Source organism: Hyphobacterium sp. (assembly GCF_043584775.1).
Lineage (GTDB): Bacteria > Pseudomonadota > Alphaproteobacteria > Caulobacterales > Maricaulaceae > Hyphobacterium.
This window is the reverse complement of the sequence record NZ_CP121327.1, coordinates 2,203,995-2,215,526: the sequence shown is the minus strand read 5'-3', so window position 1 is coordinate 2,215,526 and position 11,532 is coordinate 2,203,995. Positions and strand designations below refer to the sequence as shown.

The following is an 11,532-nucleotide window of genomic DNA, read 5'->3' as shown; positions in this document are numbered from 1 at the left end:
GAATGGAAACCGCTCAATGCGTACTGACGCTCTACAGCTAGACCGATTTTACCAGACCGATCAGGGCATGGCGGCGCGGGCCATGATGGTCCGCAGGCTGGTCGCGCTCTGGCCGGATATGAAACAGCTGGATGTGCTCGCCATGGGCTATGGCCCGCCCTTGCTGGAATCGCTGGAGCCGGAAACCCGCCGCTCACTCGCCTTCATGCCGGCGGAGCAGGGCGCCATCCGCTGGCCCGGCGCGTCGCCCTCGCAAACCGTGCTCGGGGAAGAGGCGCATTTGCCCTTTCCCGATGCGATGTTCGATCGCATCATCCTCATCCATGCCTTGGAGGAATCGCAATCTCCGCCGCACATGTTGCGGGAGATCTGGCGCATCCTCGCACCGCAGGGCCGCCTTGCACTGATCGTTCCGAACCGTGCGGGATTATGGGCAAGAATGGAATCAACACCCTTTGGCCATGGCCGTCCGTTTTCAAAGGGACAGCTTTCGCGCCTCCTGACTGATGCCGCCCTGACCCCGACCGCATGGGCAAGGGCGCTGTATGCCCCGCCCTGGAAATGGTCCTGCAAGGATGACCGCGCCCGGGGTTGGGAGCAGGCGGGTGAAAAAATAACATCCCATCTCGGCGGCCTGATTCTCGCCGAAGCCGTTAAAAACACAGGTGCATTGACGCCGCGACCAGCCCGTCCTGTGCGTGTGCGGCTACCGGGCCTTGAAGGCAGGCCTGCCGCCGCGCTATCTCCCCGCAGACATTACGCCAAGGAAGACTGATATGAGCCTGGACCCGCGCCCCGGAATTCTCGACATCAAACCCTATAAGCCCGGTGCTGCCGACGCGCCCGGGATTTCAAATCCGGTGAAACTGTCGTCAAACGAGAACCCGATGGGGTGTTCGCCGCTGGCGCGGTCCGCTTTTGAATCATCGTCGAGAAATCTCAATCTCTATCCCGACGGTGGTGCTGTGCGCTTGCGCGCCGCAATCGGTGAAGCCAACAACCTTGATCCGGATCGCATCGTTTGTGGGACCGGCTCTGATGAGCTGCTCCAATTGCTGGGCCGGGCCTATCTGGAACCCGGCGACAAGGTCGTGCAATCGCAATATGGCTTTCTGGTCTACCGGCTGGTGGCGATGCAGTCCGGTGCCGAATTCGTCAGCGCGGAAGAGACTGATTATACCGCCAATGTCGATGCCATCCTGAAAGCGGCTGGCGACAATGCCCGCATCGTTTTCCTGGCCAATCCGAACAATCCGACTGGCACCTATATTTCCCACGCGGAAATCCGCCGTCTGCGCGAAGGCCTGCCGGAGAGCACCATGCTGGTCGTCGACGAGGCCTATGCCGAATATGTGGATGAACCGGATTACGAAACAGCGTTCGACCTGGCCAATGAATACGACAATGTCGTGGTCACCCGGACGTTTTCAAAGATCCACGGCCTGGCCGCCTTGCGCCTGGGCTGGGCCTATGCCGACACGTCCATCATTGATGTTCTGAACCGCGTCCGCGGACCGTTCAATGTCAATCTCCCGGCGATTGAAGCCGGTATTGCGGCCATCAAGGATACGGATTTCCAGAAGCGGTCTGCCGAACACAACCGCCAGGGTCTGGCTTTCATGCGCCAGCAGCTCGGCGGAATGGGGCTCGATGTGACGCCGAGTGTCGGCAATTTCGTGCTGGTGCACTTCCCGGAAACGAAGGGCAAGACAGCAATGGAGGCTGACGCCTTCCTGACCGCGCGCGGGCTCATCGTCCGACCGGTGGCCGCCTATGGCCTACCGAATGCCTTGCGGATCACGGTCGGCCTCGACAGGGATAATCGCAAAGTCGTGGACGCGCTGTCGGAATTCGTGGCGGCCTAATTGGCGATCGAGCTGACCTGGCCCAGCCGAACCGGACCAAAAAAAATACCGCCATTCCGGAACGATAGTGGAATGGCGGTGCCATTATCTCCACGCGGTGCCGATTGCGCGACCAGACGTAAAGCGCCGGAATTTTCTTCCGAAATAGCGCCAGACTCGATCATGGCATCGACCACGGCTTCCGGGTCGACGAGATTGAGGCTGATCCGCCCGGTCGGGCGCAGGGCGTCGTCCAGCCCCATTTCGCCTTCTGCATCCATATTCAACCGGCCCCATCCGATATGGAATTCGCGCAGCGAGTAGACACCTTCGGCACGCGACCAGGCGGCAAGATCCGCGCTGCTCGCAAGCGCCGCCCATTGGGTGATGACGAAGTCGGCCTGAAGCCGGGTAATCTGGTCCCCGAAACTGCCGAGCAGGATCGGGTCAATTTCGTCTCCGACCAATGCGACCTCATCGAGCTGCACACGGATCGCCATATTTCCGCTCTCGCCGGTTGATGCGCTCAGGCGAAGCGCGCCGACCGACGAAACGGCCGCCCGTGAATTGCCGAGGCCTTCAATGGTCAGATTGGCGACATCCGCGCCGATACGCTGGGTCACACCATCTGCGCCGGAAACACTGAAACGGGCGCTCTCACTCATCAGGGCCAGACCCTGACCGTCTTGCCGGAACCGCAAAGTGTCGCCCAACGAGATAATCCAGTGTGAGAAATCATACGGCATGGCGTCGGCTTCAAAGGAATTGAGCTCCAGCTCCCATCCGCCGTCCATTTCCGGTGCCCGCATCACAACGTTCTCAGCGGAAACCGCAAAGCGATAGGGAAAGCCACCGACACGAATCTCGCTGTGTTCGATCGTGAATCCGGCCTCGATCTGCGCCGCCTCCCAGTCTTCGACGTACTGAACGATCTGACCGCGCGCATAGACCCAATAGGCGGAATACAGGCCCAACACGAAAAGAATGGCGAGGATCGGTATCGCAAAACGCTTGGGCATGACACATCCGTTGTGGGGAGCTGAAAATCAGGTCCGGTTGGCGCGCAGAGCACGCGTTCCTGTTTCAATACGCGATTGAAGCAGTTTCATGAAGTCATCTCGTGACAAGCCCGGTGCAATGGGTTCGAGAAACTGGATAACAGCTTTGCCCGGCCGGCGAATAATGCCCTTGCCAGCCCAGTAATCCCCACTGTCCAGCGCGACCGGTACGCACGGCACATTCATCGCGCCATAAAGTCCGGCCACGCCCGGCTTCAGCGCGTCGAACTGATCGGGCTTCATCCGCGTGCCTTCCGGGAAAATCAGTATCTGGCGGCCGGCTTCGGCACGTTCGCGCGCATCGCGCAGCATTTTCCGGAGCGCCTTGGCAGCAGCGCCGCGATCCACGACAATGTTTTCAAGCTTCACCGCGAACCAGCCAAAAACCGGCAGCCACGCCAGCTCCTTTTTCAGGATGATCGCCGGATCATCGAGGATTTGCCAGAAGGCCTGCGTTTCCATCATGCTTTCATGACGAGATGCGATCAGCGCTCCGCCCTCAGGCAGGTTTTCCCGGCCCCGCACTTCATAACTCTGACCGCAGATGATTTTCAGCCCGCCGAATACCAACCACAGCCAGAAACGGTAGACCGCGCGGGTCCAGCTGCGCGGCATGAGCAGGAGCCAGATCACGGCAAAACCGACAATCATCATCGAGCCATACATCCAGAGCACAAACAGCAGGGACCGCAGAATGGTCAGGGGGCCGGCCGGTTTCATGTATCGTCTCCGCTAAAGGCACCGCGTGCCATCTCGCGGAAGAATACCGCGCTGAATTTCAGATATTCCAGGGCCCAGCGCCGCGCCGCCGTGCCATCTTCCCAGGGCCGGGCAGACCGGACAGGCCAGGCGATCAGCTCATGATCAGGCATCAGCGCGCGCAGCTCCAGAATGGCGCGCGGCATGTGGTAGTCGGAGGTCACCACGATAATGCGCCGGAAGCCGTTGGCTTCGGCCCAGCTGGCGGCTTCGCGGGCATTTCCAACCGTATCGGCGGCTTCCCGCCCGAGATCTATGCAACAGGCAAACAGGTCCGGATCAATATTGGCGGTGTCGCGAACCGCTGCCTCGCTGACGTCCGGATTAACGCCGGAGACAAGCATGCGGCGGCCCGCCTGCGCTTCCAGCAATTCGACAGCTGACTGCATGCGCCCTTCGCCGCCGGTCAGAACAATGATTGCGTCGGCTTCGACCTCGTCCGGCGGGCTCAGGGCCGAGACATGCCCGGCATAGCCGGCAAATCCGGCCAGAAGGCCGAAGACAATCAGGAAGGCCAGTGCGCGCAGGACCTGGCCATATCCCCGGGATGTCTGCCGTGACCGGCTCATATCGATATATTCCTGTTCATGCCTACCAACGCTTCCGCAATTCTTCTGACACCGCAAGGCGCGCTGACAAAGCTGAAATCGCCCCGGCCAGAAGCGGTGCGGCCAGCAAGGATGCAATCTCGACGGGCGCGAAGATCAATTCCGGCAGAAAATACAACGCATCGGCATTGCTTCCACCCACGGCGACCAGAATCGCGATCAGCGCAGCAAATCCGGCACCAGCCGCGCCGGCTTTCAGACCAAGGCTGAAGAAACGCCGTTCGAACAGCCCGGCAATATAGGCGTCGGTCGCGCCGACAATATGCAGGGCATCCGCCACATCGCGCCGTGCCGCCAGAGAGGCACGCGCGGCAAAGGCGATCACGGCGGCGGCCGCGCCCAGAATCAGCGTCAGCAATCCCAAAGCCAGAAGCCGGGCCAATTGTCCGGCGCGCGCCACGGCGTCGCTCCAGCGGCCATGATCATCGATATCGGCTGCAATTCCGGCATCTGATAGCGTCGCGGCAATGTCCTCCACCGGCAATATGTCGGGGTCGGACAACTGCACATCAATCAGTAGCGGCACCGGCAAATCGGCCGGAAGCCCCGCAGCGCCAAACCACGGCTCCAGCAAGGCTTCCGAATCGGCTCGTGTCCGCGCCGTGGCGCTAGCGATGCCGGGCAGGCCGGCGATCAGTCTCGCCGCGTCTTGCGCATCGGCAGTGGCGTCGCGCCCCTCTTCAGGCCGGATTTGCACCGTCAGACTGCCGGAGAGGTCCTCCATCCAGCGTTCGCTGGATGTCCACGCGCCACGTGCGCCGAGTGCGGCCAGACAGGCGAGAAAGACGAGAATGGCCGCCACAACAAACAGGGGACGATCCCTTCCACCATCGGGAGGCAGAAGGCGCGCATTCCCGCCCGGCGGCGGTGCAGGGGGTTTCCGTGCCGGCTCACTCATCCGTTCGCCTCGCGATAGGCCAGCCGGCCATCGGCCAGCGACATCACCGGCGCATCAAGCGCGCGGACCAGAGTGAGATCGTGAGTGGCAATCAGAATGGTTGTGCCCAGCCGGTTCAACTCGACAAACAGGCGCAAAAGCCGCCGCGCCATATCGGGATCCACATTCCCGGTCGGTTCATCGGCGATCAGCAATTCGGGCTGGTTGACGACGGCACGGGCAATGGCGACCCGCTGCTGCTCGCCGCCCGATAGTGTCGCTGGACGGGATTCCATATGATGTTCCAGCCCGACCCAGCTCACCAGCTCGGCGACATCCTCGGCATAGTCCGAGCGTTTCAGCCCGGCCACACGCAGCGGCAGGGCGACATTCTCGAAAACGCTGAGATGGTCCAGCATGCGGAATTCCTGAAACACCACGCCGATCCGGCGGCGCAAATCCGGCAAATCCTTTCGCTGCAATGCGGCGGTGTCATGGCCAAAATGCTGAACCACGCCGCGCGAGGCTTTGTGCGCCATGTAAATCAGCCGCAAAAGCGAGGTTTTACCGGCACCGGACGGCCCGGTCAGGAAGGTGAAACTGCCGCGTGGCAGCTCGAAAGACACATCTTTCAGGATTTCCGGACCCCGCCCATAGCGCATGCCGACGGCATCGAAGCGGACAATCACTTCGGATTCACTTTGTTGAAAGGGGTTCGCGCCAGTTTCAGTCACCAGAAATCCTGCAGCCTTTGCTGCCAATAAGCCGAATCGGGTCTCGATGATACTGAGCTGCCCCAGTTGTGACACGCGCTATCGCGCAAATCCCGGCGCCATCGGCGTGAACGGACGACGGGTGAAATGCGCCGCCTGCGGCCATATCTGGACCGCGCGCAATGAAGAAGAGCCGGTCCTTGAGCCGATCGACCCCATCCCGCCAAAGCCGGTGGAAAAGGTCGAGCCTGAAGCCCCCAAAGCGCCGCACAGGGCGTTTCGTGAACGGGCCGAACAGAAGCGTCAGGAGCAGTTGAAGAAAGCCGCTGCTGGTGCCTGGGGCGGTCTCGCCGTTGCGATTGCCGGCGTATTCGCCGTGTCTTTCCTGTTCCGCGCGGATATCGTCAGTGTCTGGCCGCAAACCTCCAGCGCCTATGCGGCGGTCGGCATTGATGCCAACGCCTATGGCGTCACGATTGAATCGCTGGATGTGTCGCGCGGTGAAGAGCATGGCATTCCCACCGTGGTGGTCTCGGGCGAAGTACGCAACATTGATCGTCAGGCCCGTGCGCTGCCGCAATTGCAGGCGCGCCTTCTGGGCGAAGACGGAGCGCCGGTACTGGAGTGGACCGTCATCCTGGATGGAGACGCGATTGGCCCGGGACAGCGTTATGCCTTCTCGTCTGTGGTGACCGATCCGCCTGCGAGTGCGGTGGAAGCCGAAATCACGCTCGCCGGCTTGATGGAGCTTTCGCCCGAAGCGCCAGCGGAGACGCCGCCCGCACCCGCAGAAGAGCATCATGCCGCAGAGGATACTTCTCACGGAAGCGGCCACTGAGATCAGGAACCGAAGCGGTCCAGCAAGCGCTCGATATAATCCAACTCGTCCTGATCAAGGCCCTGTTCGGCCGCGCGTTCGCGCAATTCTTCCAGAATTTCCCGCGCTCTGAGGCGTTCGGCCTCGTCGGGAATGTCCACGCCTGACCCGTTGGAGAATCCGCCGGAATCCTGCGGGCGGCCGAGCGGGTCGGTATCCTGACCCTCCGCCCCGGCCTGCGTGGCATCCTGAGCCCGCTCCAGAAGTCCCTGAGCCAGACGTTCCGCGCCATCACGCAGCGCCTGCAGGGCTTGCGCCTGCTCGCCAACGGCACCCTGAGCATCGCCCTCTTCCAGCGCTTCCTCGGCCCGGCGCATCGCTTCAGCCGCATCGCCAAAGGTTTCGCCGCTTTCACCGGGAAGGGCCTGAGCGAGCGATTCCAGACGATCCGCCAGCGAGCCTTGCGATTCTGCCAGCGCTTGCGCGCCTTCCGAACCGGCACCCGGCTGTCCGTTCTGGCTGCCGCTCTGACCGGATTGCTGGCCCTGACTTTCGCTGCCCTGCTGGCCCTGGCTTTGACCCTGGCTCTGGCCTTGCGGACCGCCTTCGGCCTGCTCGAACGTCTCGTCCTGCAATTGGCGCTGCTCGCCAATCACATCGCCCAGCTCTTCCAGCGCATCGCGCATGGCCTGGCTGATTTCGTCATTTGGCTCACCGTCGCCTTCGCCCTGTTGAAGGGTAAGTTCCATGTTCCGGAGCATTTCGCCGAGCGCCGCCAGTGCTTCGCGTGCGCCTGCGGTATCGCCGAGCTCTGCCGCATCGCGCAAGGCATCCAGCAAGCCTTGTAGGTCGTCCGTATTCATCTGCGGGCCGCCGCCTTCGGCGACACGGCCATCTTCAGCCGCTTCGCGGGCCAGCGCGGCCATATAGTTGTCCATGGCCTGCTGGTAGGCCTCGAACAAGGGCGCCAGTTCGGTTTCATCGGCCCCGCGGGCCAGAGCTTCCATCAATGCGCGTTCAGCCGCGCGCAGTGCCCGCTCGGCATCTGCCAGCGAGCCGAGCTCCGCCCGCAATGCGATCTGCCAGAGATTGGCTTCGATCGGTCCGATCTCGTTATATTCCCGGGCGCGGCGCAGGCTGTGCAATTCACGGCGCAGGCCGAGATAGACAATCGGGTCTTCAAAGAAGAATTCAGGTGCATCCGTAATCGCGTCCAGCGCCAGCGCGACGTTTTGCAGGCTATCGGGTGCTCGCTCGATGCGGCGTTCCGGCTCCTCGCCCTGAAACGGTGGCATGGCCTGAATATCTTCCACATACATCGGGTCGCGCTCGGGCAGGGGGGCATAATCTTGCGAAGAGCCAATGACGATGCGGCGTTGCTCCGAGACGGCCCGCGCCAGCGGATCAAGGAAAACCCGGGCGGGCAGGGTCAGGGCGATTTCCGGCGACAGGCCGGTATTCCCGCCGCCATCCAGCGCGGCGATCCGCAGATCAACGCGCGATCCGGCCAGCACATGCTGGGCCGTCGATACGGTGGCACGGTAGCCATCTTCGCCGCGGGTCAGATCAGCAGGATCAACGTCAATCACCGACCAATCGGCGCTGCTATCGTCTTCCGGCCGGAATTCGATACGGAATTCCGTTGCGCCATAATCATCGTCCACCGTGAATTCGAGGCTGAGCTCGCCTTCAACATTGGCTTCCGGTGTAGCGACGATCTCGACATCCGGTGCGGTATCCACGCGAGCATTGATACGATAGGCGGCGCGTTCCCGCCCTGCGCGCAGTGTCACAACGGCATCTGATTCTATGACCAGATGGCTTTGCCAGACACCGTCACCAATGGAGCGGTTTTCGGCGCGTTCATTGCCATTGCGGACATTCGGCGCGCGTCGCACGCCGGCTGTCCGGATAACAAGCTCGGATCCTTCCGGCGCTTCGGCCTCGGTCTGTCCGTCCTGAAAGAAGATCGGCGCAAGGCCGGTATAGGCGGGTGGATTGAGCCAGGCATCGACCTGCGCGGTCTCGACACCGCGATAGACCGGCGCAAATCCGAAGCTTTCAAACAAACGGCCCTTGGCCAGATCGCCGGATACCATCCAGGCCGCCGCAATCAGGACGATCACGCCGCCCCGCAGGCCCCAGCTGTCCACGCGCGCCCAGGCGGCTTGTGGACGCCGCGCTTTCGCGCCCTTGAGGCGTTCCGCCATGCGGCGCTGGTGCGCCAGCCAGACGGCCTGGGCCTCCGGTGATGTGTCAGCCGGGCGGTCCGACAGGGCTTCATGCGGGCGGGCCGAAATACCGGAATCGGTTTCAACGCGCCGCGCGGCATCTTCATCATCCGGCCAGTCGATATCGCGCCAGCGCCGCCAGCCCAGCCACAATGAGACGCCAACGACCGCCGCATAGGTCAGGGCCCGCCAGGGATCGCCCAGGCGATCCCAGAGTCCGAAAATGGAAATGCCGGCATAGAGCCCGATCAGGAGCACCGCCGGCCAGAGGGCCGGGGCGAGGCGTTCCCAGAGCAGCGCGAGGCGTGCCTGTATCAAGGGCCAGAGTTTCATGCGGATGAAACTATCACGTCAGACAGGCGCGCCTAGCGGCACCTGCATTACTTATTTGTGAGCTATTCGGCGGAATCCGACTGTTGCGGATTGCCCCAGGCCGGCGGTGGCCGTTCCAGATCGCCTCGCAGGCCACATCCCGACACCACAAGACCGCCAATGATCACGATGAGCGTTGCGAGTTTTTTCATAATGCCTGCCTTTCGCGGAGACGGTTCTGCCAGAGTGCTACCTGTTCTTTTACGCGCACGGGTGAGGTTCCGCCATAGCTGGTCCGGCTTTCCATGGAGGCGCGGGCCGAAAGCACGGAATAAACCTCATCCGTCAATCCGGGCTCGACCGATTGCATGTCTTCCAGCGACAGGCCCGCGAGGGGCACATTCCGGCTTTCGGCCAGTTTTACCATGGAGCCCGCAATATGATGGGCATCCCGGAAGGGCTTGCCCAGTTCGCGGACAACATAATCGGCGAGATCGGTGGCGTCCGAATAGGCTTCACCTGCGGCCTCTGCCATGTTGCCTGTATTGAAAGTCAGGTCCGACGCCATACCGGCCATGGCACCAAGCGCAAGCTCCAGATCGTCCATCGCCTGAAACACCGGCGCCTTGTCCTCCTGCAAGTCCTTGGAATAGGCGAGGGGCAGGCCCTTCACCACGATGATCAGTGTCTGCAGGGCACCGGCAATCCGGCCCGGCTTGGCCCGCACCAGCTCGGCGGCGTCGGGGTTTCGCTTTTGCGGCATGATCGACGATCCGGTCGACCAGGCATCGGACAATTGCGCAAATCCGAACCGGCGTGAGGTCCACAACACGATCTCTTCGGCGAAACGGGAGAGATTGACCGCGCAGATCGTGGCCGCCGACAGGAATTCCAGCGCGAAATCGCGCGTCGCCACGCCGTCCAGTGAATTGGCCATCGGCCGGTCAAAGCCGAGCGCCTCGGCGGTCTGGTGACGATCGATAGGAAAGGCGGTGCCGGCCAGCGCTGCGCATCCCAGCGGGCTCTCATTCAAACGCTTGCGGGCATCGGCAAAGCGGCTGCGGTCGCGTTCGGCCGCATCAACCCAGCACAGAAGATGATGTCCGAGGCTGACCGGTTGCGCCGTCTGCAAATGCGTGAAGCCCGGCATGACCGTATCGGCATGCGCGGCGGCCTGCGCCACGAGGGCGGCCTGATAGGCGGTGATGAGGGCGTCCGCCCGATCGCACGCTGCACGGAGCCAGAGCCGGAAATCGGTCGCGACCTGATCATTTCGCGAGCGCGCCGTGTGCAAGCGGCCCGCCGGCTCGCCGATTATCTCTTTCAACCGCGCCTCGATATTCATGTGAACATCTTCCAGCGCCGCCGACCATTTCATTTCGCCGCGTTCGATCTCGCCGCGAATCTGATTCAGCCCATTCTCGATTTTCGTCGCATCATCGCTTGAAATGATGCCCGTTGCAGCCAACATTCGAGCGTGAGCAATGGAACCGGCAATGTCCTCGAACGCCATGCGTTGATCGATATCGATCGAGGCATTGATGCCTTCCATGATCTCCGACGGGGAACCGGAAAACCGGCCGCCCCAGAGCGCGTTTGATTTATTTGTCTTTCCGTCCGTCATGGCCGGTCCCAGTCAAAAGGTTTCTGCGATGAATGTCTCGCCCATTAAAATCGGGATTATCACATGCACGGTCATATTGCTGGCGGCAATTGCTTATGTGCTGTTTTCCGGAATGCAGGGCCCTGCGCCCACCGGTTTGGCGAGCTATGCCGAAGGCGAGATGTCGGCATTTGTCTCTCTGGATGACGCCCCACCGCGGCCCAGCCATACTTTCATCGACCCGGACGGCGTTGAACGGACCTTGGCCGATTTCGAGGGCCAGGTGATTCTGGTGAATTACTGGGCGACCTGGTGTGCGCCCTGCGTTGTGGAGATGCCGGCGCTCGACGCCTTGCAGGCACGTTATGGCGGTGAGGACTTCCAGGTTGTCACCATCAGCGCCGACCGGCGTATCGAGGAGGCCGAGGCCTTTTTCGAGGAGACGGGCCTCGAATACCTGCCCAACTATCACGACAATTCCTTCGCTGGTCCGACCGCAGTGGGCGCCCGCGGCCTGCCAATGTCGATCCTCTACAACCGCAATGGCGTCGAGATGGGCCGGATGCCGCGCGATGCCGAGTGGGATAGCGAAGACGCGCATGCCCTGATAGAGGCGGCCATTCGCATGGGCTGATGGAAACCGGTCGGCATGACCATGTTTTAACGTGCGTGCGCGTATCAGCTGTCTAGAACAACTCCCGGAAAGAGGG

12 protein-coding genes are annotated in these 11,532 nt (G+C 62.0%); 4 read left to right on the top strand and 8 right to left on the bottom strand.

Annotated features, from left to right (window positions below; translation table 11 throughout):
* Positions 1–16 precede the first annotated feature (16 nt).
* On the top strand, positions 17–775 hold the full coding sequence (locus tag P0D52_RS11150) for a class I SAM-dependent methyltransferase (protein WP_394692728.1): 759 nt from the start codon (positions 17–19) through the stop codon (positions 773–775).
* 1 nt (position 776) lies between these two features.
* Positions 777–1,865, top strand: coding sequence for a histidinol-phosphate transaminase (gene hisC, locus P0D52_RS11145; RefSeq protein ID WP_394692727.1), 1,089 nt, complete (start codon positions 777–779; stop codon positions 1,863–1,865).
* On the opposite strand, the gene P0D52_RS11140 is transcribed toward hisC, so the two are convergent.
* From P0D52_RS11140 to ftsE, 5 genes are read right to left on the bottom strand one after another with little or no spacing between them, the layout of a single operon-like run.
* The gene (locus P0D52_RS11140; protein ID WP_394692726.1) at positions 1,862–2,863 is read right to left on the bottom strand and encodes a DUF2125 domain-containing protein; all 1,002 of its coding nucleotides are present in this window, start codon (positions 2,861–2,863) and stop codon (positions 1,862–1,864) included. The genes hisC and P0D52_RS11140 overlap by 4 nt on opposite strands.
* A gap of 27 nt (positions 2,864–2,890) precedes the next feature.
* Positions 2,891–3,622: a lysophospholipid acyltransferase family protein gene (locus P0D52_RS11135; protein ID WP_394692725.1), complete on the bottom strand. Its 732-nt coding sequence runs from the start codon at positions 3,620–3,622 to the stop codon at positions 2,891–2,893.
* On the bottom strand, positions 3,619–4,230 hold the full coding sequence (locus tag P0D52_RS11130; protein ID WP_394692724.1) for a YdcF family protein: 612 nt from the start codon (positions 4,228–4,230) through the stop codon (positions 3,619–3,621). The genes P0D52_RS11135 and P0D52_RS11130 overlap by 4 nt, the downstream gene beginning before the upstream one ends.
* Before the next feature lie 22 nt (positions 4,231–4,252).
* A complete protein-coding gene (locus P0D52_RS11125; protein WP_394692723.1) occupies positions 4,253–5,167 on the bottom strand; it encodes a hypothetical protein in 915 nt (304 codons plus the stop codon).
* On the bottom strand, positions 5,164–5,832 hold the full coding sequence (gene ftsE, locus P0D52_RS11120; protein WP_394694791.1) for a cell division ATP-binding protein FtsE: 669 nt from the start codon (positions 5,830–5,832) through the stop codon (positions 5,164–5,166). The genes P0D52_RS11125 and ftsE overlap by 4 nt, the downstream gene beginning before the upstream one ends.
* Before the next feature lie 94 nt (positions 5,833–5,926).
* Here ftsE and P0D52_RS11115 point away from each other — a divergent pair, with 94 nt between their 5' ends.
* Positions 5,927–6,697 carry a DUF3426 domain-containing protein gene (locus P0D52_RS11115; protein WP_394692722.1) on the top strand — a complete coding sequence of 257 codons (771 nt, stop codon included), beginning with the start codon at positions 5,927–5,929 and terminating at the stop codon, positions 6,695–6,697.
* A 2-nt stretch (positions 6,698–6,699) separates the two neighbouring features.
* On the opposite strand, the gene P0D52_RS11110 is transcribed toward P0D52_RS11115, so the two are convergent.
* From P0D52_RS11110 to argH, 3 genes are all read right to left on the bottom strand, one after another.
* On the bottom strand, positions 6,700–9,240 hold the full coding sequence (locus P0D52_RS11110; RefSeq protein ID WP_394692721.1) for a DUF4175 domain-containing protein: 2,541 nt from the start codon (positions 9,238–9,240) through the stop codon (positions 6,700–6,702).
* Between the two features lie 62 nt (positions 9,241–9,302).
* Positions 9,303–9,431, bottom strand: coding sequence for a lipoprotein (locus P0D52_RS11105; protein WP_394692720.1), 129 nt, complete (start codon positions 9,429–9,431; stop codon positions 9,303–9,305).
* On the bottom strand, positions 9,428–10,843 hold the full coding sequence (gene argH / locus P0D52_RS11100; protein WP_394692719.1) for an argininosuccinate lyase: 1,416 nt from the start codon (positions 10,841–10,843) through the stop codon (positions 9,428–9,430). Before argH ends, P0D52_RS11105 begins: the two co-directional genes overlap by 4 nt.
* 28 nt (positions 10,844–10,871) lie before the next feature.
* Between argH and P0D52_RS11095 the strand changes: the two genes are divergently transcribed.
* Positions 10,872–11,456, top strand: coding sequence for a TlpA family protein disulfide reductase (locus P0D52_RS11095; RefSeq protein WP_394692718.1), 585 nt, complete (start codon positions 10,872–10,874; stop codon positions 11,454–11,456).
* Positions 11,457–11,532 lie beyond the last annotated feature (76 nt).

Bases quoted from the DNA above. Each gene is read 5' to 3' on its own strand.
- argH (WP_394692719.1), bottom strand. From the start codon at position 10,843: ATGACGGACGGAAAGACAAATAAATCAAACGCGCTCTGGGGCGGCCGG.
- P0D52_RS11150 (WP_394692728.1), top strand. From the start codon at position 17: ATGCGTACTGACGCTCTACAGCTAGACCGATTTTACCAGACCGATCAG.
- P0D52_RS11095 (WP_394692718.1), top strand. From the start codon at position 10,872: ATGAATGTCTCGCCCATTAAAATCGGGATTATCACATGCACGGTCATA.
- P0D52_RS11105 (WP_394692720.1), bottom strand. From the start codon at position 9,431: ATGAAAAAACTCGCAACGCTCATCGTGATCATTGGCGGTCTTGTGGTG.
- P0D52_RS11135 (WP_394692725.1), bottom strand. From the start codon at position 3,622: ATGAAACCGGCCGGCCCCCTGACCATTCTGCGGTCCCTGCTGTTTGTG.
- P0D52_RS11140 (WP_394692726.1), bottom strand. From the start codon at position 2,863: ATGCCCAAGCGTTTTGCGATACCGATCCTCGCCATTCTTTTCGTGTTG.
- P0D52_RS11130 (WP_394692724.1), bottom strand. From the start codon at position 4,230: ATGAGCCGGTCACGGCAGACATCCCGGGGATATGGCCAGGTCCTGCGC.
- P0D52_RS11110 (WP_394692721.1), bottom strand. From the start codon at position 9,240: ATGAAACTCTGGCCCTTGATACAGGCACGCCTCGCGCTGCTCTGGGAA.
- P0D52_RS11125 (WP_394692723.1), bottom strand. From the start codon at position 5,167: ATGAGTGAGCCGGCACGGAAACCCCCTGCACCGCCGCCGGGCGGGAAT.
- hisC (WP_394692727.1), top strand. From the start codon at position 777: ATGAGCCTGGACCCGCGCCCCGGAATTCTCGACATCAAACCCTATAAG.
- P0D52_RS11115 (WP_394692722.1), top strand. From the start codon at position 5,927: ATGATACTGAGCTGCCCCAGTTGTGACACGCGCTATCGCGCAAATCCC.